This window comes from Gloeocapsa sp. PCC 7428, assembly GCF_000317555.1.
GTDB lineage: Bacteria > Cyanobacteriota > Cyanobacteriia > Cyanobacteriales > Chroococcidiopsidaceae > Chroogloeocystis.
In genome coordinates this window covers 1,227,550-1,249,789 of the sequence record NC_019745.1, presented here as the reverse complement: position 1 = coordinate 1,249,789, position 22,240 = coordinate 1,227,550, and the positions used below count along the sequence as shown (strand labels likewise).

The 22,240-nt window shown below is 42.6% G+C and carries 15 protein-coding genes; 9 read left to right on the top strand and 6 right to left on the bottom strand.

Features of this window, described 5'->3' with window-relative positions:
- Nucleotides 1-41 precede the first annotated feature (41 nt).
- From pstA to pstS, 3 genes are all read right to left on the bottom strand, one after another.
- Nucleotides 42-935, bottom strand: a complete 894-nt coding sequence (gene pstA / locus GLO7428_RS05555; RefSeq protein ID WP_015187583.1) for a phosphate ABC transporter permease PstA — start codon at nt 933-935, stop codon at nt 42-44.
- Nucleotides 936-967: 32 nt separating this feature from the next.
- Nucleotides 968-1,930, bottom strand: a complete 963-nt coding sequence (pstC, locus tag GLO7428_RS05550; RefSeq protein ID WP_015187582.1) for a phosphate ABC transporter permease subunit PstC — start codon at nt 1,928-1,930, stop codon at nt 968-970.
- A gap of 92 nt (nt 1,931-2,022) precedes the next feature.
- Nucleotides 2,023-3,129 (bottom strand): phosphate ABC transporter substrate-binding protein PstS, encoded by a 1,107-nt coding sequence (pstS, locus tag GLO7428_RS05545; protein WP_015187581.1) that lies wholly within the window; start codon nt 3,127-3,129, stop codon nt 2,023-2,025.
- 513 nt (nt 3,130-3,642) lie between these two features.
- Here pstS and GLO7428_RS05540 point away from each other — a divergent pair.
- From GLO7428_RS05540 to tilS, 3 genes are all read left to right on the top strand, one after another.
- Nucleotides 3,643-5,310, top strand: coding sequence for a DUF3352 domain-containing protein (locus GLO7428_RS05540; protein ID WP_015187580.1), 1,668 nt, complete (start codon nt 3,643-3,645; stop codon nt 5,308-5,310).
- A 223-nt stretch (nt 5,311-5,533) separates the two neighbouring features.
- Nucleotides 5,534-6,577 carry a c-type cytochrome biogenesis protein CcsB gene (gene ccsB / locus GLO7428_RS05535; RefSeq protein WP_015187579.1) on the top strand — a complete coding sequence of 348 codons (1,044 nt, stop codon included), beginning with the start codon at nt 5,534-5,536 and terminating at the stop codon, nt 6,575-6,577.
- Nucleotides 6,578-6,596: 19 nt separating this feature from the next.
- Nucleotides 6,597-7,598: a tRNA lysidine(34) synthetase TilS gene (tilS, locus tag GLO7428_RS05530; protein WP_015187578.1), complete on the top strand. Its 1,002-nt coding sequence runs from the start codon at nt 6,597-6,599 to the stop codon at nt 7,596-7,598.
- A gap of 47 nt (nt 7,599-7,645) precedes the next feature.
- Here the strand turns inward: tilS and hmpF are convergent, their stop codons facing one another.
- Entirely contained in the window at nt 7,646-9,358 is a 1,713-nt protein-coding gene (gene hmpF, locus GLO7428_RS05525; RefSeq protein ID WP_015187577.1) for a pilus motility taxis protein HmpF, read from the bottom strand.
- A 587-nt stretch (nt 9,359-9,945) separates the two neighbouring features.
- Between hmpF and GLO7428_RS05520 the strand changes: the two genes are divergently transcribed.
- From GLO7428_RS05520 to rsmH, 6 genes are all read left to right on the top strand, one after another.
- Nucleotides 9,946-10,311, top strand: coding sequence for a response regulator transcription factor (locus GLO7428_RS05520; RefSeq protein ID WP_015187576.1), 366 nt, complete (start codon nt 9,946-9,948; stop codon nt 10,309-10,311).
- 9 nt (nt 10,312-10,320) lie between these two features.
- The gene (locus GLO7428_RS05515) at nt 10,321-10,857 is read left to right on the top strand and encodes a chemotaxis protein CheW (RefSeq protein ID WP_015187575.1); all 537 of its coding nucleotides are present in this window, start codon (nt 10,321-10,323) and stop codon (nt 10,855-10,857) included.
- A 24-nt stretch (nt 10,858-10,881) separates the two neighbouring features.
- Nucleotides 10,882-13,464, top strand: coding sequence for a methyl-accepting chemotaxis protein (locus GLO7428_RS05510; protein ID WP_015187574.1), 2,583 nt, complete (start codon nt 10,882-10,884; stop codon nt 13,462-13,464).
- Between the two features lie 82 nt (nt 13,465-13,546).
- Entirely contained in the window at nt 13,547-14,368 is an 822-nt protein-coding gene (locus GLO7428_RS05505) for an Hpt domain-containing protein (RefSeq protein ID WP_015187573.1), read from the top strand.
- A 227-nt stretch (nt 14,369-14,595) separates the two neighbouring features.
- Nucleotides 14,596-17,688 carry a hybrid sensor histidine kinase/response regulator gene (locus GLO7428_RS28835; protein WP_015187572.1) on the top strand — a complete coding sequence of 1,031 codons (3,093 nt, stop codon included), beginning with the start codon at nt 14,596-14,598 and terminating at the stop codon, nt 17,686-17,688.
- Between the two features lie 202 nt (nt 17,689-17,890).
- The gene (gene rsmH / locus GLO7428_RS05495; protein WP_015187571.1) at nt 17,891-18,787 is read left to right on the top strand and encodes a 16S rRNA (cytosine(1402)-N(4))-methyltransferase RsmH; all 897 of its coding nucleotides are present in this window, start codon (nt 17,891-17,893) and stop codon (nt 18,785-18,787) included.
- On the opposite strand, the gene GLO7428_RS05490 is transcribed toward rsmH, so the two are convergent.
- Together GLO7428_RS05490 and GLO7428_RS05485 are read right to left on the bottom strand one after the other, a co-directional pair.
- Nucleotides 18,784-20,070 (bottom strand): PAS domain-containing sensor histidine kinase, encoded by a 1,287-nt coding sequence (locus tag GLO7428_RS05490; protein WP_015187570.1) that lies wholly within the window; start codon nt 20,068-20,070, stop codon nt 18,784-18,786. The genes rsmH and GLO7428_RS05490 overlap by 4 nt on opposite strands.
- A gap of 232 nt (nt 20,071-20,302) precedes the next feature.
- Entirely contained in the window at nt 20,303-22,147 is a 1,845-nt protein-coding gene (locus tag GLO7428_RS05485) for a CheR family methyltransferase (protein ID WP_015187569.1), read from the bottom strand.
- Nucleotides 22,148-22,240 lie beyond the last annotated feature (93 nt).

Sequence of the window (22,240 nt, the reverse complement as noted above, 5' to 3'; positions counted from 1 at the left end):
AGTTATGTCTAACTTCAACATGATTTCATTAACTTCTAGCATTACTGGATTCTCTGCCGCGCTAACAAACGCGAAGAAATACTAACAATCAAAACAATACCGAGTAACACCAAAGCTGCTGCCCAAGCGATTTCTTGCTGTGCTCGATAGGGAATAATCGCGTAGAAATAAATGAGCACTGGTAATGTGGCAATTGGTGCCCAAAGATCTGTTGACCAGAAGTTATTATTCAAAGCTGTGAATAATAAAGGTGCGGCTTCCCCACCAGCGCGTGCTAAGGCTAAAGTAACAGCAGTGGCGATCGATGGTAGTGCTGCTGGTATGACAACGCGGCTGATTGTTTGAAAATTAGTTGCTCCTACTCCAATCGCTGCTTGGCGCATTTCCTGAGGAACAAGTAGTAACCCTTCTTCGGTTGCACGCACCACAATTGGCATCATGACGACTGACAGCGCTACGCCTCCAGCAAATGCAGAGAAACCACCAGTGGTCAAAACAACAACAGTATAAGCAAATAAGCCTGCTAAAATTGCTGGGACTCCGGCTAACACGTTAGTCGCAAATTTAACTCCGTAAGCGAGTCTTGTTCCTCGTCCAAATTCAGACAAGTAAACTGCTGCTAAGACTCCGAAGGGAACACTAATTAATGCAGCAATTCCTAGCGTAATCAGCGTACCAAGAATAGCGTTACCAAAGCCACCTTCTTCTAGTCCTGGTGGTGGTGGTAACTCGGTGAAAGACTCTATCCCTAACCGACTAATACCTTGCCGTGCGACATCCCACACTAGAGCAGCAAGCGGGACGATTGTCAAAATGGTGAAAGCACCTGTCAGGATCGTCATGAAAAAGTCAAAATAACTCCTGAAAGGTGTTCGTGCCGAACGAGTGAGATTAATTTTGTCTCTTCTGCCAATTCCATCATTATTAGTAGTCATAATCTATGCCTCTTTGTGTCGGCTACAGCCAGTTACTCTACGTTCTGGAACTTCTGGATGATAATTTCTGCCAGAACATTGACGATCAGGGTCAAAATCATGAGAATTAAACCGCTGTATAGTAAAGCCGCTACCTGCGATCGACCAGCTTCACCGAATTGAGAAGCAATCAGTGAGGCAATTGTTGCACCAGGAGCAAGTAGTGAAGGTGTAATCTGGTTTGCATTGCCTACTAGCATGGCGGCTGCCATTGTCTCACCCATAGCGCGACCAAGTGCCAGCATAATGGAACCAACGATTCCCGAAAAAGCCGCTGGAATTAACACGCGTAAGATTGTTTCCCAACGTGTCGCGCCTAATGCTAAAGCACCTTGACGTAAATCGCGAGGCAGTGCAATTAGACTTCCTCTAGAAATTGCGATAATCGTCGGTAAAATCATTACTGACAGCACAAGACCGAGTGTTAAAAGACTATTGCCTCTAGGAGGTGTGCTAAATAAAGGAATCCAACTGAAGTTGTCGTAGAGAAAATTGTAAAAAGGACGTAAAAACGGAATCAAGACATAAATACCCCAAAGACCAATTACCACACTTGGTACAGCAGCGATTAACTCGATCGCCAAGGCAATTGGAGTTCTGATAGAATTTGGCAAAAAATCTTCACTTAAAAACACTGCTACGCCGATACCCACGGGGATGGCAATAACAAGAGCGATCGCCGCAGTCACGAGAGTACCATAAATTTGCGGTAACGCACCGTAGACGTTGCGAACAGGGTCCCAAGTTGTCGTCGTCAGAAATTGTATGCCATAACTCTGAATAGCAGGCAAAGCACTAATTCCGATTTGCACAGCAATCCAAAATAAAACTGCACCTATTCCGATCGCGCCGACTACTGCTAACCAAAAAAAGCTACGGTCAAATATTTGTACTGTGTCAACTCGCTTTTCTAAAGATATATCTTTCCGGTGCGGATGTTCAGCTAACGAACTCATGATTTATCCCTTACATCTGCTGTGCCTTAACAACAAGAGATTTGTATAGCTAGCAGCACAATAGCTACTAGCCGTACTTTATTACTATCTATTTACCCAGCTTTAACTCTTTCATCAAAAACTTGACGAATACGCTGAACAACACTATCTGGCATGGGAATGTAACCTAACTCCTCGGCAATTGGTCTACCTTCAGTTAAAGACCACTCGAACACGTTGCGCATCGCCTGCCACTTGTTGGCATCTTGATAGGTGGGATACACCAGAATCCAGGTTAATCCTGCAATAGGAAATGCCTCTGGATTTTGGGGGTCTGGGACTAGCAAGGCGAAGTCATCAGGAATTTCTACATTTTCAAATACAGCCCCAGCTGACTCAGGGGTCGCCGCAACATACTGACCTGATGCATTCTCTAGTACTGCTGTAGGAATGTCATTCAGCTTGGCATATGCGTACTCAATGTAGCCGATTGTACCTTCATTCTGTTGGATTTGCGCCGCAACACCTTCGTTACCTTGAGCGCCAACACCTACAGGCCAGTCAACTGACGTTCCAACTCCAGCCTGCCAATTTGGACACGCAGCATCAATGTGATTGACAAAAATGAATGTTGTGCCACTACCATCAGCACGGCGGGCAAAAATAATTTCTCTGTCTGGCAAATTCAAGTTGGGATTGGCTTGCGCAATCAGAGGATCGTTCCACCGCGTTACTTGTCCAGTAACAATGCCACAGTAAGCTTGGCGCGAAAGTCTTAATTCTTGCCCTTCAATTTCTGGCAAGTTGTAAGCCAAGGGAACAGCACCCGCAGCCATTGGAACCTGAATTGGATCGGCGTTGTACTTTTGCTTGAAAGATGCTAAGCGATCGCCCTGAATTGGCGCATCACTCGCCGCAAAATCTACTGTGCCGTTGATGTACTGTTCTAGACCAGCACCGCTACCAACAGATTGATAACTAACTTGTACGCCTGGATTAACATTTCTGTTATATTCGGTGAACCATCGCTGATACAACGGTGCGGGAAAACTCGCACCAGCACCGCTAATATTGGCACTAGGACCTTGTTGTGCTGCTGGGCTTCCATTCGTACCTGTACCAGGTGTGGTGGTTGTTTGTTGTCCACAGGCAGCTAGACCTAAAGCTAAAGCAGCTAAAGGTGCAATAAAGGCTTTTGACTTAGAGATTTGTAACGGCATATGGTTCTTGACAATTTTCAACAAATTCAACACAAAGTTTTTGAGGGAAGTCGAGAAATAATCGAGGTTGTTTATAAGAAAAGTCACCACAGAGTGGAGACAAACTGTCATTAATTGCTTAAGTCACCTTCACTTGCATAAAAGCCCACACATTTCAATCTTACTTTAGAAGTAACTTCGATTTACCTAACGTTTAGTAGCACAAGCTCAGGTTTGGCCTAAGTGAGTGTACTGATGTTTTTCGTATTCAGTAAGTCTAGGCACCATAAATAACTTTGCAGACTTAGGTTAAGTCAAGTTTAAGTACGGGTACGATATAGTCGAAAAAACAAATTGAGATGAAAATAGTTAAAATTAACTTTGTCTGCTTTTAGGAAAAAACGGCGCTATACATCAAGATATTGTTGTTCTGTTGACTTGTTAGACCAAACAAAATATTCCAAAATTCAATTGCCTTGAGTGACGTAATCGCAATAACGTCGCTGAAAGCTTATCTTTATTTTGCGTTCAGCCATGCCTGAAAAAAGTAAAAAATTTCTCCCGACTTTGGTTGTTGCTAGCTGCTTGATTGGTGTTGGAGCAGTCAGTTATTGGGTATTGACTCAACAAAATAGATTAGCAGAAATGCCTGTCGGAACCAACGTTGTTCCGCAAGATGCCCTGCTGACGATATCAGTGTCTACAGATGAAAATCACTGGCAACAATTACGACAGTTTGGTACAGTGCAGACGCGAGCCGAATTAGAAAAGAATGTAACACAATTGCGCGATCGCTTCTTAACGGCTTATGGCTACAACTACCAGCAAGATGTTAAACCTTGGATCGGTAAAGAAGCAACGATCGCCTTTTTACCGCCTGAACTCAATGCGACTAACCAAAATCAAGCAGTCTTAATGATACTGCCAATTGCCGATCAAACAGCTGCACGACAAATATGGGAAACGCCGCGATCGCAACAAACTAAGTTGATTTCGCGCAACTATAAAGGTACTCAAATTCAAGAAACACAAAGTACAGGTAACGCAAATTATTCAGCCGCAGTTCTCGATCAACGTTTTGTTGTTGTCAGTGACAATCCTCAAATTACAGAAAAAGCAATTGATACTTATCAAAGTGGGCTGTCCTTAGCACAAATCCCAGGATACACAGCAGCTATCAGTAAAATTACACAACAAAATCGCTTTGCTCAAGTATATATTAATATTCCAGTAGCCGTTCGAGTCGCGAGTACGAATCCCACACCGACAGCGATTCCACAAGGCTTAGCCCGTCTTCAAGAAAATCAAGGACTCGCCAGTACAATCACCATAGAACCAGAAGGACTTCGGTTAAGAAGTATTTCATGGTTAAAGCCGAATAGCCAGCGCGTACATCGCGTAGAAAATAGCGCAGGTCAAATGCAGCGCCGTTTACCCGCAGAAACTTTGATGATGTTATCTGGTGGTAATTTTCAGCAATTGTGGCAAGACTATACATTAACATCACAATCAAATCCTTTAACGCCGTTTCCACCAGAGAATTTAAGAGCCGGTTTTAAGTCACTGACAGGTTTAGATTTAGATCGCGATTTACTGAGTTGGATGAATCGTGAGTTTTCGATCGCCGTTGTCCCTGCACCAACACAAGAAGCACAACAAGACTTCGCGCTGTCATTGGTACTGATGATCGAGACAAGCGATCGCGCCGCCGCTAACAAATCATTTCAACAGCTAGAGCAAGTATTGCAAAGTCGCTATCAATTTAAAACGCAAGAAACACAATTAGGCAATAATACAGTAACTAACTGGATCGCACCGTTTGGAACGCTGACAGCGACACGTGGCTGGTTGGATAATAATGTCGCTTTTATTGCACTTGGTGCGCCGGTTGCCGATCGCCTGCTACCGCAACCCGCAACGAATTTATCAAATACAGCAGAATTTCAAAATACGGTTCCTAGCGAACTCAATCCAAACAATGGTCAGTTTTTCCTCAACGTTAATCCTACAGTTAAAGCTTTACCCTTGCCGCAGTTCCTTCCTGGACAAAGTACCTTACTCAAAGCAACACGCGCTATTGGTGGAACCGCTGCGGTAAGCGACGAGCGCACTATCCGCTACGATATTTTTGTTTCACTGGAAAAAGACGAGTCTCAAATCGAAGGTTCTAAAGAAAGCAACTCGTCAATAGCGACTAACTGAATTTGCTTTGTCTTGATAGGACAGTAAGCTACGCTACCAGATAGGATCAAAGTAGTGGTTTTTAACCACAGTGACATCAACAACACCTTTTCTACTACAACGCTTGTATTTTCGTTAGTCCACGCAGGTGGACAAGATCTACAAAGTCGCGAATTTATTCGCTAGGCGTCCTTAGCACCATGTAAGACTTTATAAAAGATTGAGAGAACACAAAAAAACTATTATGAATCTCGTTTTACTACAGAACTTATTAGACAATGCTTCGTTTGCGATTCTCTTTGTGACAATGTTGATCTATTGGATCGGAGCAGCATTTCCAAATATCAGCTATCTTCCAGCGTTAGGAACCGCAGGAATGGCGATCGCAAATTTGTGTATGGCTACCTTGTTAGGCGCAAGATGGTTAGAAGCTGGATACTTTCCCATCAGTAATTTATATGAATCTTTATTTTTTCTCACTTGGGGAATGACAACCGTCCATCTGATTGCCGAAAATAATACTCGCAGTCGCTTAGTAGGAGTTGTCACAGCGCCCGTTGCGATGGGAATTACGGCTTTTGCTGCGCTCACATTACCTAACGATATGCAATCTGCTGCGCCTTTAGTTCCAGCATTAAAGTCAAATTGGCTGATGATGCACGTCAGCGTGATGATGTTGAGTTATGCAGCCTTGATGGTTGGTTCGCTTTTGGCGATCGCGTTTCTTGTCGTCACTCGCGGTCAAAAAGTTGTCCTTCAAGGTAGTTCAGTAGGAACTGGTGGTTATCGCAACAATGGTTATAGTTTGCACAAAGCGGGTGAGTTAGTTAAGCCAACCGAGGAAGTTAATTCAGCTAACGGCGTTGCAACTTTTCAAAGTAATGGTAGCAGTACCGCAGTGATTGAGGCAGTGACAACAATTCAAACTCCAACTACGGTTTCTTCCGAACCCCTCTCACCTCAGCGCCTCAGCTTAGCAGACACGCTCGATAATATTAGCTACCGTATAATTGGTTTAGGTTTTCCACTACTTACAATCGGTATCATTGCGGGTGCAGTTTGGGCAAACGAAGCTTGGGGTTCTTACTGGAGTTGGGACCCGAAAGAAACTTGGGCGTTGATTACGTGGCTTGTGTTTGCAGCTTATCTTCATGCACGAATTACTCGTGGTTGGCAAGGACGCCGCCCAGCAATTCTAGCAGCAACTGGTTTTGTTGTCGTTTGGGTTTGCTACCTGGGTGTGAATCTTTTGGGTAAAGGTCTACATTCTTACGGTTGGTTTTTCTGATGTCACTCTTGGCTGATTAATGGCTTGCTCAGATTGGAGTTTATTACACGCCAAAGTGCATCGGACATTGCGATCGCGTTGTCTTTTACCGCGCGATCGGCGGATACTTGTTGCTGTTTCAGGCGGACAAGATTCGCTGTGCTTAATGAAACTCCTTCTAGATTTACAATCTAAATGGCGATGGCATTTAGGCATTGCGCACTGTAATCATCAATGGCGTAGCGACGCCGCAGCAAATGCTACCTACGTAGCTCAACTAGCACAAGCATGGAACACACCATTCTACAGCGAAACTACTGATCGCGTATTACGTAGCGAAGCCGCAGCCAGACAATGGCGCTATCAAGCTTTGAGTGCGATCGCACAGAAACACCAATACCAATACATTGTTACAGGTCATACAGCCAGCGATCGCGCCGAAACTTTGCTATATAACTTAATTCGCGGGAGTGGTGCGGATGGTTTGCAATCTCTCACGTGGTACCGCGCGCTAACGCCAGAGATTAGCTTAGTACGTCCTCTATTAGAAGTAACGCGGGAGGAAACAGCACAATTCTGTCAAGATATGCAATTAGAGGTTTGGGAAGACTCTACTAACCAAGACCTCAAATATGCGCGAAATCGAATTCGCCAAGAACTGCTACCATATTTGCATCAATTTAATCCCAAAGTTGAGCAAACTTTAGCTCAGACCGCAGAAATTTTCCATGCAGAGGTAGAATACCTAGAATCAGTCGCGCACCAACTTCAACAGAAGGCAACAATCACAAACGATGATGCAACGGTTAAACTCGATTGCTTTGTTCTACGTAATGCACCTTTAGCTTTACAACGCCGCGTCATTCGGCGAGTGTTGCAACAAACCTTACAAACTGCGCCTAGCTTTGTGCAAATTGAAAAAATCATAACCTTGATAACAGCCCCAAATGGTTCGCAAACTGATCCATTACCTGGAGGGGCGATCGCCCAAATCAAACAAAACTGTCTTTGGATTTACAGCAGCGTGGTAGAAGAAAAATAAAAATAAGAAGGAAGTAACTACTAACTCCTCCGCAATAACACTGACACTCAACTTGGGACAAGGTTTTGCAGAACTTGGCGGATCTGCGCGATTGTTTGCTGTTCGCTACTGTTATTGAGTGTCGCGGCGATCGCTTCTAGTTGCTGTTGTAGGCTGTTCCAGTTATCTTGAAGTGGTTGCAATACTTCTTGCGATAGCTTTATTCTGCCCAAAGTTTCTGCGATGCTTGCCTGTAGCGAGTGTAGTTGCTGTTCTAAAGTTTGCCATTGTTGCTGTTTGAGCGCTTGCATCTCGGTCTGCGAATCAACTAAGCTCTGTAAAGAGACAATTCTCGATTCTATTTGAGAAAGCTCTTGTTCTAGCTTTTGCAGTTCCTCAGCTTTTTGCTGCTTAAATACTTCGATTTGTGCTAGTACTGGCTGTAGATCTACGCTTGGCTCATCACTAATCGTCGTGAAATTGTGACAACCTTGCCGATGCCAGAGAACGTGCAGATGCTGTTGTAAAATTGCCTTACGCTCGCGCAAATTTTGCCGTTGCCCAACCAAAGTTTCATTCAGCATTTGGTAGCGATCGTACTCTTCAGCTAATTCATTCTCTATATGCGATCGCTCTGAAGAGCCGCTTTGACTTAGTTGTGTTTGCAATTGTTCTACAGCTTGCTTTTGCAACTTAAGTTCTTCTTCTTGATCGTTAACAAACTGAGAATTCTTAGCTAAATCCTCCTGCAAGTCTTTTACAATCTGCTGTAACTGCTCGATTGGCATTTGTTCTAAATCTACTACCTTAACCTTCTCGCTAACATCAACTTGCGTAACAGATTCTGCAATGCGAGACACTTCTCGATATAACTCCTCATGTTTTTGTAACTGCCATTTCAGTGTTTGCGCGTACTCTTGTTTATAGTTTAAAACAGCAGTTTGTACCTTTAACTCAGATAAAGATTGTTCTAATAAGCTTTGGGCTTGTTGCCACTCAGTAAAGCTTTCTTGCCATGTTTGGGCGATACTTTCAAACTCTTGTTGTTGCTCTTGAGTATAACTTTGCTGTTGTTCTAGTTGTTGCCAGTGTTGAGTTAAAGTATTTTGTCCAGTAGCAATGTTTGCTAACAAAAGTGTAAGTTCTTCTTGTACTGATGTGGTTGGTACATTACAAGACAAATGCTCCACTAATTCCTGTATTTGACGTACTTGAAATTCATCTATTCCTAGATGTTGAGATTCTTCCCAACAATGCCGTTCATTTTGTAGCTGTTCCCAAGCTTTTGCTAAATCTTGACGGCTAGATTCAACTTCCTGGCGCAGCATTTCTGCTTTTTCTTGCCCAGATTTAAGTTCTTGGTGTCGTGCTTCTAGTTGTTTAAATTCAGCTTCCATTTGCTGAAGTTGCTCTAAGCGCGCTTCCATTTCCATGTTGCGGCGATTCATTTCCTGACTTTGGTAAGTCAAAGACTGCTTCCACTGTTCAATTTCTTCCTCCTGACGCTTAAATTTTTCAAGTACACGAGAGAAGCTTTGTAGAATATTGACCAAAGGACGCCCTGCTTCTTGCAGACGTTGGACTTGTCGATTTGCGTTTAAATCGGCTAATACTAAAGCCCCTGTCGCAAAATTACTAGCTTCCTCCGCAGGAATAACTTCTTCGCCTGGTACGGGATTCCAACTTTGATCGCCTCGCTGAAAGGCTAGTAATTTAATTTCAGCCTTTCCAGCACCCATAAACCCACTTTTTTGCTTCTGAACTTCTGCTAAATACAGCACTCTGATCGCCCTCTTAAATTACCTTAATTACTGAAGTATCGCAAATGATTTAAAGTTGTTTAAATTAAGTGTAGATTGTTAGTATTTTAGAATCCAGAAACATATATATTCATTTTTTATGTATAATTAAATATTCAAAAAACGTTTATTAACTAAATTGAATATCAGTTTTATTTGTGAAATATTTGTTGTAAATTATTAGTTGGCTAAAACGTATTATTTGTTCTGTTAACATAAAAGATTTAATAGCTAGTATACTTAATCAGACTATATTTAATAGCATTATCACAATTTATTAATAGCTACTACCGTGTATTTACTGAAGGCAGGAAACTTGTTAAGCTATTTGCAATAAAGTAATCAGTAGATTTTCGCTTGGTCGTCTACCAAGATAGCGTTAATTTAGTCTTGTAGTTAAGTAACTTCAAGCTAGTTTATCAAATCAAATATAAAATACTCAGCTAATGTTTCTTCTAGCATATATGTAAAGAGAATATTAATATCTCATCACACTTTATTTTGAAAATTATTTTAGAGTGGCTAGTTCTTAAGCTAGCAAATTTTATCTAGGAGATAAGTTAATAATTATGGCAACAGTTTTAGTTGTGGAAGATAGTCCCACGCAAAGGGAAATTATCATACAACTCTTACAAAAAAGTGGTTTACAAGTTACCGTAGCCCATGATGGAGTTGAAGCCTTAGAGCAAATTCAAGTATCTTGTCCATCGATTGTTGTACTTGATGTTGTCATGCCACGCATGAATGGTTATGAGCTTTGCCGTAAGTTAAAAACAGATCCAAAAACTCAAAATGTACGAGTAATCATGTGTTCTACAAAAGGAGAAGAATTTGATCGTCATTGGGGAATGAAACAAGGTGCAGATGCATATATTGTTAAACCCTTTCAATCAAATGAATTTTTAGGAACAGTGAAACAACTGCTGCAAGGATAAATCAACCTGATGAGCGGTAATTTAGAATTATTAACAACAAGTCCTAGCCAAGAGCAAGTTGCAAATCAGCTGCAAGAATTAGAAAGACCAGAGGGAGAACTACATTTACGATTTTACTTAGCATCTGGTCAAGAATTAGCTTTCAGCGCCATGGCGATTAGAGAAGTCATTTCTGCACCACCCGATCGCATTACACCAATTCCTAACACTTCTCCTTTACTGCTAGGGACATTAAATTTACGCGGGCGAGTCATTTGGGTAGCTGATTTAGGGCAATTTTTAGGTGAAACGTCTGCGGTTAACACAGATCGAGCAGAAATTCCGATTATTGCCGTAGAAGATCAAGAAACAATTATAGGGTTAGCTGTAGAACAAATTGTAGGTATGGAGTGGCTAGATGTTGAGGCAATTCAGCAGCCAACGACAACAGATAATATCACTCCATATTTGCGCGGTGAGTGGTTATTAAGCGATCGCACCCATCAGTGTCTTCGACTGCTCGACCAAAAAGCAATTATCCGGAGTAATCGATGGGCAGCAGTATGAAATTAAGGCAAGCGGAGACGGCAAATGACATTAAGTATCAATCAAGATCAGGAATACCAAGAGGCACAAAAAGCCTATATTCAAGGCAACTACGAAGCAGCAGCCGCAATTTTGGAACGATTACTTCAAGAGTTTCCTGACGATCCAAATAGTCATCTATTACGGGGACATATTTACTGCGTACATCAACAATATGCCCAAGCACAAGCAGAGTATCGCACCGTTATCGAGCTTACAGAAGATACAGATTTGATTGATTGCGCAAACGAGGCGCTCGAATCGATTGGTCAATACGAAAGCGCACAGCAAGCAAGTCACTATACAAATTCTGAAAAAGAGTTTGAAGACACTTATCTGTTGATGGATGTTGCTAACGACGCTGTAACACCATTTAACCACCAGCAACCTGAAGATAACGAACTTGCTGCCTTTGAAGAATTCAACCCTAGCAGCTTTGATTTTGAGCATTTTGACTACAACACACCATCGCTTTCAGAAGTTGAGTCGCCGTTTCAAGACGCTTTTAGTTCTGCGTCAGGCGATCGCGCGCAGGAAGCAACATCAATCGAGGCGTTTGTCGATCCTTTTGCTTTGGCTCAAGCCGAAGTCCCGTCGTCAATTGGTAGAACAAAACTACAAGACGAGGATTTACCAAGCAATTCAGACTTCTTTGCAACTACCGCAGCAACGGAACACTCAAAGGCGGATTTTTCTAAGTCAGTAGCCACAGAAACCTCTGAAATTGAAGATACTTTTGGTTATCCAGCCTCACAGCAGCAGCAAGTAGAAGAAGTTGAAGACCAGACATTGCTGTTGTCTCCAACAAAGTTGCAAGTAGAAGAAGCCGAATCACCTTCTGCTGAAGATCCAACAATTGAAGATACCTTTGGGTCAAAAGTTCCTGTCAACAACTTTATACAAGACGAGCATCCGACAGCAGGTCATGCAGCGAGTACATCAATACAGGAATTTTCTATTGCTGAATTTGATGCTTTTGATGATTTGGGCAGTGTTCCTGAATTTGAGCATTCAGCAACTGAGGTTGCACCGCAAGACACCAATGGAGGAGATGTCATTTTAGGCGATTTGGCAAGTGAAGTCGCAGCCACGCCAACTGCGAATGAATCTGTTCTCCCTCACACAGATAATGCTTCAGTCCCACCTAGCACTCATGCTCAAGGGTGGCGTAAGCATTTTGAAAACGCCTCTTTAGAGAAAAAACAATGGTTAACAGCAAGTAGCGTCGGCGTTGTCTCAGCAGTTGTAGTTGCTGCACTCAGCTTAAGTAGCTCGTTTCTCACCCCTGTACCGAATAGAGCCGCCGTAAGAAACACTGGTTGGATGCTAGCAGCAGCAGCGGGAATTGCGGGTTTTGCGACTACTCGGTTTTTGGGACAAATCACAACCAAACAAATCAAACGCACAACCGCAGATCTCTATCTACAGTTTGATGCTCTTAGAGAAGGTAATTTCACTCCACAACCTGCTGCGCAAGACGAATTAGGTCAACTCGTTGCTAAATTCAACGAAATGGCGCACGTCATTCAAGCAACGACAAGTGAAGCGCAGCACAAAGCGCGACAACAGGAGGAAGAGAAAGAAAATTTGCAGCGCCAAGTTATGCGCTTACTTGATGATGTTGAAGGTGCAGCACGTGGAGATTTAACAGTGCGTGCGGAGGTCAGCGCTGATGTGATGGGTGCTGTTGCAGACTCGTTCAACTTGACAATTCAAAGCCTGCGTGAAATTGTGCAACAAGTGAAGATTGCCGCGAAGCAGGTGAGTAAGAGTGCTACCGATAGCGAAACGTTTGCACAAAGCTTATCTTCAGAAGCGTTGCGCCAAGCTGAAGAACTCGCGGTGACGCTTAATTCGGTACAGGTGATGACTGAAGGAATTCAACGCGTTGCAGAAAGTGCGCGCGAGGCAGAGTTGGTGGCGCGTTCGGCTTCAACAACTGCATTGAAAGGAGGAGAAGCGGTAGAAAGAACGGTTGCAGGCATTTCAGAAATTCGCCAAACGGTTGCAGAAACGACACGTAAAGTTAAGCGCCTTGCTGAATCATCGCAGGAGATTTCCAAAATCGTCGCCTTAATCTCGCAAATCGCCTCACGGACAAACTTATTAGCACTTAATGCCAGTATCGAGGCGGCACGGGCGGGCGAAGCTGGACGCGGTTTTGCAATTGTAGCCGATGAAGTTCGCCAACTTGCAGACCGTGTTGCTAAAGCATTACGCGAAATTGAACAAATCGTTAAGCAAATTCAGAGCGAAACAGGTTCTGTGATGACGGCAATGGAAGAAGGTACGCAACAAGTTATTCAAGGAACGCACCTAGCGGAACAAGCTAAGCGATCGCTCGAAGACATTGTGCAAGTTTCTAATCGCATTGATACACTTGTTGGCTCAATTACAGCAGAAACCGTCGCGCAAACCGATACTTCGGTTGCTGTAGCTTCGGTTATGCAATCTGTAGAATTAACCGCGCAAGCTAATTCGCAAGAAGCGCAGCGTGTTTCTGGATCTTTGAAAAATCTTGTGAAAGTCGCAGGCGATCTACTGAACTCAGTTGAACGGTTCCGTGTAGAAACAACAGAATCGAACTAAAGCTAAATAGTGAGTAGCTTAGTTAAACTGGCAACTTAACAACATAAGTCTATTTTTGTTTAAATCATACATTAGAATTCCTATGGTACAAGAGCAAGAACAGCGAATTTTAGGCTACTTTATTGATGAAGCTAACGACCATCTAAATACTATTGAGCAAGGATTAGTAAATCTTCAAGATACACTTACAGATGCGGAAATGATCAACGCCGTTTTTCGGGCGGCACATTCAGTAAAGGGTGGTGCTGCGATGCTAGGTTTTGATAGCATCCAGCAAACATCGCATCGTTTAGAAGACTATTTTAAGGTTCTCAAAGAAAACTCAACAGTTCAAGTTGACCAAAAGTTAGAAACATTACTTCTGAAAGTATTTGATACGTTACAAGAATTAATTAAGAATCTGGAAACGTACCTATCACTTCCAGAGAAAGTTGTTGATGATTTAATGGCAAAAACCGAGCCTACATTTACTGAGCTAAATGATCATTTAGAATTACTTGTACAAAAAGCTAAAAGTAGCGATCGCCGTTCAGCTGATTTACCAACCCATGAATCAATTAGAAATGATCTGCTACCCGTTTTTCAAAATCAAGTTATGCAAAAGCTGCGCGAGATGTTACAGCTATTCAAGCAACCCGAAACTCCGCAAAGCCGCCAACAACTACAGGAATGTTGTCAGCAGCTATCACAATTAGGTACTCAACTTAAACTACCTAGCTGGTCTAAAGTGTGCGAAACCGCATCAGAAGCGATCGCGAATCAAGATAACAACTATCGTACCCTTGCTCCTGTTGTTATTAAAGACCTCAAGCAATCCCAAGAATTAGTTTTAGCAGGCCGCATTTCCGAAGTTTCCACAACCCAACAACTACAAGCACTTTCTGCTAAGAATATACACAATTAGCAACATTATAACTAAGTTGTTTAACTATGAATATTAATTCTTTTAGAACACCAGTATTGAGTAGGCAAAATCTCAAGTTTATATGTTCTTAGAATTAGAAAACTCATAGATACAAGCAGATATTAGTGAGGAAAGCAAATTCCTCACTAACTACTATTAAAAATATATACTTATCTTAACTAGCTTTAATAAACTACAAAAATATTAACTTTAATTGTACAAATACTATGCTGCCAGAGTCAGAACAGCACATTTCAGCGTTTAACAAAGAATCTGCTGAACAGGATATTGAAGCTCCACCAGAGACCGCCAAACAAACGAATGTAGATATTGAGAATGAGCTTAATAGTTTGTTTGAAATAGAACCTGAAGGCGATCTTAGTGAATGGTTGACATTAGAAACACCAGAGGAGTTAGCAAAACTCGACTTATCTCCTAATTTTCAAACATTAGGCTCTAATTTTGCTAACGTAGATGGTGAAGTAGAACTTAAATTATCTGATTTATCTGATGATGCGTTTAATTTTAATACTTTGTTCGATGATAAAAATGAAGAGAATTTAATTGAATCAGATGATGTAAATCTTGACTTTTATAGCTTATTTTCGACTCTAGAGGATACAGTAAAAACAAATAATTTAGACACTCCTCAATATGACTCCATCTCAGAAGAAGTTCATCAAGTATCTTCTTTAAATGAGCAGAATACCACAACTATACAAAACCAAGAAAAATTTGATGTAGTAGATTTTTGGTTTGACGAACATAGTGATTTACAAAAGAATCTGTATGGTAGTAACGCATTGAATAATGTTATTAAAGATTCGCTCGAACCAGATTTAGATATTCAAACGATAGAAGATATTGAATTACTAACAATCTCTGAACTAGAAGTGAGTACAAATGCAGTAAGTACTCTGTCTGATAGCATAAACCAACAGGCTACTGATTCTATTGACGTACAACTTGAAAAAGAAACAGTTATTCAGTCATTTTCAGAAGTAGATTTTACAGATTTAGAATTACTCTTAACAGAAGAAAACGTAGTAGATAATGAAGTTAATGTAGAAGATACGTTAGATAGAGAATCAGAGCCGATTGAACAAACTGTCGATGTTAACGATGAGTTTGACGAATTAGCAGCATTACTGGCGACTGATACAATCGAAGTAGAAACTACAGAAGATTTTGCCGAACTGGATGCGCTGTTAGAAACAAAAGCGATTGCGCACAGCGCAGCGCCAAAGGCGATCGCACCAGAAAACGAGTTTGCTGAACTTGAAAGCCTTCTCGAAGACGAACCGCAAAATCAAAAGTCCGAAGAACCTATATCCGAATCCATAACGAAAATATCTCCTTCTGTAGCCCGCACAGCCTTTGAGCAAACGATGCGGGTTTCAGTTAAGCAATTAGATGGAATCGGTAACTTAGTCGGAGAACTTGTTGTTAACCGTAATAGTTTAGAACAAGACCAACAGCGATTGCGTCAGTTTACCGAAAATCTCTTACATCGAGTGCAACAACTCAACGAACTAGGAATCAGAATGCAGGAGTTGTACGAGCGATCGCTGCTGGAAGCTTCTTTACTTAGCAGTCGTTCGCACTCGCGTTCAGAATCGGTTGATGCGGACAAAACTCCCGAACGTCACGCCACTGGGATGGATTTTGACGCTTTGGAAATGGATCGGTTCACCGGCTTTCATACATTGTCGCAAGAGATGATCGAAATGATTGTCCGCGTGCGCGAATCAGCGTCGGATATTGAGTTTGTTACGGATGAAACCGAACAAGTCGCGCGTCAATTTCGCCAGGTGACAACTCAACTGCAAGAAGGAATTACGCGATCGCGAATGATTCCATTTTCGCAAATTGCCGATCGCTTGCCGCGTGCAGTAAAAGATATTACGCTCAAATACGGCAAACAAGCTGATCTCAAAATCGAGGGTCGCGACACCTTAATCGATAAGGTGATTCTTGAGCAACTCTACGACCCGATGACGCATTTGGTCAATAATTCAATTACACACGGTATTGAGACTCCTGAAGAACGTATTGCGCAAGGTAAGCCACCAATAGGAACAATTACGATCCGCGCTTTCCATCAAGGAAACCAAACAGTGATTTCGGTATCTGATGATGGTGCGGGTATCGATCCTGACCGCGTGTTGACCAAAGCAATTCAAAAAGGGCTAATTACAGTAGCCGAAGCACGCACAATGTCCCGTGTAGATGTGTACGACTTGCTGTTTCACCCTGGTTTTAGTACCAAAGACAAAGTTGATGAATTTGCTGGTCGAGGTGTAGGTATGGATGTTGTGCGTACCAGCCTTATAGAAATTCGGGGCATCATTAACACTGATTCTACCCTAGGTCAAGGAACAACATTTACAATTCGCCTACCACTGACTTTAAGTATTTGTAAAGCACTGTGCTGCTTAAGCGATAAAGCGCGGATCGCGTTTCCGATGGATGGGGTTGAAGATATGCTGGATATACCAGCGTCTGCTTTACTCAAATCGGAAGAGGGTCAACCTTGTGTTGCGTGGCGGGATTTAGTATTGCCATTGCGACCATTGAAAGAGCTATTACATTACAATCGCGTCTTAGGTCGTGGTAATGTTTATGGTACTAACCGTGAAGAGGATTTAGTTTCGGTTATTATCTTGCGATCGGCGGGAACTTTTACCGCACTGCAAGTAGATCAAGTTTTAGGCGAACAAGAAATTGTGATTAAGCAATTTGAAGCGCCGATCTCAAAACCAATTGGTATTGCTGGCGCAACGATTCTTGGTGATGGTCACGTTATGCCAATTGCTGACGTGTTGGAATTAATTGATTTATCGCTGGGACGCATTCAACACAGAAACAACGAAGCGCTATGGACTACAAATGCGACTCCTAGCAAGCCTATCATGACACAACCCGTCAAGACTGAACCGACGGTGTTGATTGTTGACGACTCGATTACAGTCCGCGAGTTGCTCTCACTCACCTTTAACAAAGCTGGCTATCGTGTTGAACAAGCGCGCGATGGTCAAGAAGCTTGGGACAAACTACGCGATGGTTTACCGTGCGATCTCATCTTCTGCGATATCGAAATGCCCAGAATGGACGGATTGGAACTGCTATCACGCTTACAACAAGAGCCTAGCCTCAATGAGATTCCAATTGCAATGCTGACCTCGCGAGGTGCAGAAAGACATCGCCAAATGGCAATTCAACTCGGTGCGAGTGGTTATTTTACCAAGCCATATTTAGAAGAAGTTCTGCTTGATGGTGCTGCGCGAATGCTTCAAGGTGAGATGTTGGTGGTTAGCTAAGATCGCCTGGCGAATTCATTCGCGGCGAGAAAAACAAAGTCCACCTGCGTGGACTTATCCATCAATCAGCATAGTAAAAACCTGTGAAGACAGGTTTTGTTTGTGTCGCTGTGGTTTCAACCGCTAAGCTCCGATTACGTGTTGTCAATAATCGCGAGGAATTGAATACAGTAGAAAAAGGGTTTTTAACAACAACTAACCGATGACCACATCCCAAACTGGAATTGATAGCCAACCTGCGTTTGTTCACGTACCTGTTTTAAGTCGGGAGTTACTTGCAGAGTTAGCCGTGCGTCCTAGCGGACATTATCTTGATGCAACGGTGGGTGGTGGTGGTCATAGTCGCTTGATTTTAGCATCCGCTCCAGATGTGCGCGTGACAGCAATTGACCAAGACTTAGAGGCGATCGCCGCTGCGCAAGCAACACTTGCACCTTATAAAGAGCAGGTTGAATTTTGGCACGGGAATTTTGCTGAATATCAACCTCAAACGCAATTTGATGGCATTATTGCCGATTTGGGTGTGAGTTCGCATCACTTTGATGCACCCGATCGCGGTTTTAGTTTTCGCCACGAAGCACCTTTAGATATGCGGATGAATCAGCAGCGATCGCTCACTGCGGCTGAAATCATTAATCATTGGGAGGAGGCGCAACTTGCAGATATCTTCTTTAAATATGGCGAAGAACGACTATCACGCAGAATTGCGCGCCGAATTGTCGAACAGCGTCCGTTTCAGACAACAACACAATTAGCGGAAGCGATCGCATCATGTGTACCTCGTCAATATCGTTACGGTAGAATTCATCCGGCTACGCGTGTTTTTCAAGCTTTGCGGATTATTGTCAATGATGAGTTAACCGTATTAGAAACTTTCTTACACCGCGCCCCGCATTGGTTATTACCACAAGGTAGAATCGCGATTATTAGCTTTCATAGCTTAGAAGACCGAATCGTTAAACATACTTTACGCGCTGCGCCTCAATTACAAGTCCTCACAAAGAAACCGATTACACCTCAAGAAGACGAGTTAGCGACTAATCCCCGCGCGCGTTCGGCAAAGTTGCGAATTGCACAAAGAAATACTGCTTCTCATTAAAAAGAAACTCGTCGAGGAATTTCAACACAGAAGGTCGAGCCTTGACCTAACTCACTTGTAACACTAATTGAACCGCGCATCATTTGGACTAAGCGATCGGTGATTGCGAGTCCCAAACCTGTACCGCCGTGTTGACGAACGAGCGTTTGATTGACTTGGCGAAACTCTGTAAAAATATCTTTGAGATCGTCTGCTGCAATTCCAATTCCGGTGTCTTGAACTGCGATCGCAATTTGTTCGCTAGCAGGTTCGTAAACAGAAACTCGAATACTACCAGCGTTTGTAAATTTAATCGCGTTTGACAGTAAATTAATCAAGACTTGGCGCAAGCGATGTTTGTCGTTCAAAATTATAGGATTTTGTAAATCTAATTGCACTTGTAGCGTTAAGTGCTTCTGCTCCACCAAAGGATGCATTTCTTCTGTAGTCGCATTAACGAATTCTGCTAAACTAAACTCTTCAAGTTGTAGTTCTAGACGACCTACTTCTAATTTGGAAAAGTCTAAGATTTCGTCGATCAAGTGTAGCAAGTGTCTTCCACTATTGAGAACGCGCCGTACCATACTTTCTTGTTGAGGAGTCAGGCGATCGCTAGGATGGCGGAGTAGCAGCTGCGAAAAGCCAATGATCGCATTCATCGGGCTGCGCAGTTCATGAGACATCACGGCTAGAAAGTGCGATTTTATGCGTGCGGTTTCGCGCAGTTGTAAGTTTTGTAATTCAATCTCACGTAGTTTTGCTTCGGCTTGCTTGCGCGCAGTAATATCTCGCATCAACCAACGCCAACCTGTAGTACTACCATCGTTGTTACGGATTGTCGCAACGGTGAAAGCCGCATCAAATCCTGCACCATGACGCGGAAACAAGCGTAATTCCCATTCTTGAAGTCGCTCGGTGTTGCGGAGTTGTTGCAGTCGGCTGCGGAATGCGCTGCGCTCCTCGTAAGGAATAAAATTGATGATTGGCTTGCCTAACAGAAACTGCTGTGGAACATTCAGCATTGTTGCCGCAGCGCGATTAGCTTCTTTAATGATACCTAGTTCATCGGTTACTAAGTAACCATCAGGCGCAAACTCGAATAATTCTTGATAGCGCCGACTTTCTGCTTCAAGTTGCGCGCGCATACTTGCCAACGCTTCATTTTGCTGAAGTAACTCTTCTTCGGCGACATGCAACTCTTCTAGCGCTATGCGTAGTTCTTCTAGCGAGTCAGCAGCGAGTTCTGGTGTTTCGCAAAAAGATGCACTTGTTTGCTGATACAGTTTAGCAGCGCGCTCGTACATAAACCTAAGTTGGTAAGAAAACTGCTCAGTATTCACTTTTAACTTTTGTTTCTTAAGTTTTTTTTAATGCCGTGCTTGAAATACTAGCTATTTTAGATGAGAGGAAAATACACTGAAAGTATGAAAATTGAGTCTTAGGTAGTGTTTACTTAACAATTGGGTTGAATCAACTCTTCGTGGCGAACAAAAGTCTAGATTGCGCTAGATAAGCTTGATAATTAGATATTTTGCCTTATTGTAACTCTTCGCTTGCTTTTTCTTCCATTAACAAAATGACGCCTTGAATTTCTTGTGTTCTACTCAACAATGGCGTACACGTAACTTTACATTGAATGAGTTTGCCACGGCGATTGATTGCGTTTACAGTAATTTCTGTATAATCAGATTCTGCCGTAAGACAGGTGCGAATTGGTTGTCTAATCTGTTGTACGGGTAAACCAATATCTAAATTAAGGAAGTGTTGTCCTTGAACTTCAAGGGCGCGTAAACCCCATAAATCTTCGGCTTTGTCACTCCAAGCTAGGATAAGCAAGTCTCGGTCTAAAACGACGACACCACAACGAAGACTTGTTAAAATTGACGCTAAAAACGCATTAGCGGCGTTGAGTTCTTCGCTGCGCAAGCGAAATTCTTCGTTAGTTGTGTGGAGTTCTTCATTAGAAGAGTGTAATTCCTCGTTCATGGTTTCTAACTCTTCGTTTGTAGATTGAAGTTCCTCGTTGGTTGTCTCTAATTCCTCATTAGAAGATTGCAATTCTTCGTTGGTTGTCTCTAGTTCTTCATTTGTGGATTGTAATTCTTCGTAAGCCATTTCTAATTCTTGATTAGAATGCTCAAGTTCATCTTGTAAGCATTTAGCACGCGTCACGTCGTTGAAGGTGATACTAAAACCGAGTATGATACTGTTGACATCTAAAAGCGGTGCGACTTGAATATCAAAATATTGCGGTTCTCCACCCGTTGTCCATTCGACATCTTTGTAAAGATGAGGACGGCGATCGCGATACACTTGCTCAATGCACGAACGTAAATCGATCGGACGGTACGATATTTCCAAGTCTTGTAGTAAACGACCGATATCTCGGTAGTTCAAACCGAGCAAACTCCGCGATCGCTCGTTAGCTAAAGTTAAGAGGCCATTAACGTCAAATATAATTTGTGCGAGTGGAGTCGCATCAAAAGCGGCATCGCGGAGATACCCATGAGGCGTTAGATAGTTATTTGTGTCTATATCGTTGTTTGGAACCATTAACAAAAAGCGATCGCGATTATTTGCAGTTGCCAGCTTGCTAAAAATGCGTCGTTTGAGGTCTACTGGAGTAAAACTATTACTATGGCTGAGTAACATCTCTGCTTTGCCTAATACTAAAAATCCACTATCATTCAAGGCAAAGTGAAAGCGACTGATAATTCTGGCTTGGGCTTCGGCATTGAAATACATCAGCGTGTTGCGACAAACTAATAAATCAATGCGCGAAATCGGTGCATCTTGCACTAGATCGTGACGACCAAAAATTACGGAACGGCGCAAGTCTTTACGGAAGGTATAAAGATTTTCGTAGCGATCAAAATACCGTTCTAAAAGTTCTGGCGAAAGCCCTGCCACTTCTCTTACGTTATAAACTGCATGACGCGCGGAATTGAGCGCTTCTTCATCAACATCGGTCGCATAAATTTTGACACGCGCGCGAAACTGTTCGACTCCGAGTGCTTCTGCTAGCACGATCGCCAAAGTGTAGGCTTCTTGTCCAGAAGCACAGCCTGCACTCCAAACTCGAATCGGTTCGGAGGATTCCTTACGGGCAATTATGCGGGGAATAATCTCAGTCTGTACATATTCCCACACCGTAGGATCGCGAAAAAAAGAGGTAACGTTAATTAAAATTGTGTTAAACAAATGCACAAATTCTTGGGGATGCACCTCTAGGTAATCGATGTAATTGCTGTAGTTATCAACCTCGATGGCTTGCATCCGTTTTCCGACACGACGCATTAAGCTTGGTCGTTTATAACTAGTAAAATCAATTCCACGACTACGCTTGATGTAATTGAGTAAAGCTTCAAAATCTGGGTTCATTCGCGCGCTAATTTATGAATCTCACATAGCAACAGTCAAAAGGAGAGTGGCTGGTGATTAGTTCTGAGTGCTGAGTGGTTAGTTATATAGAAA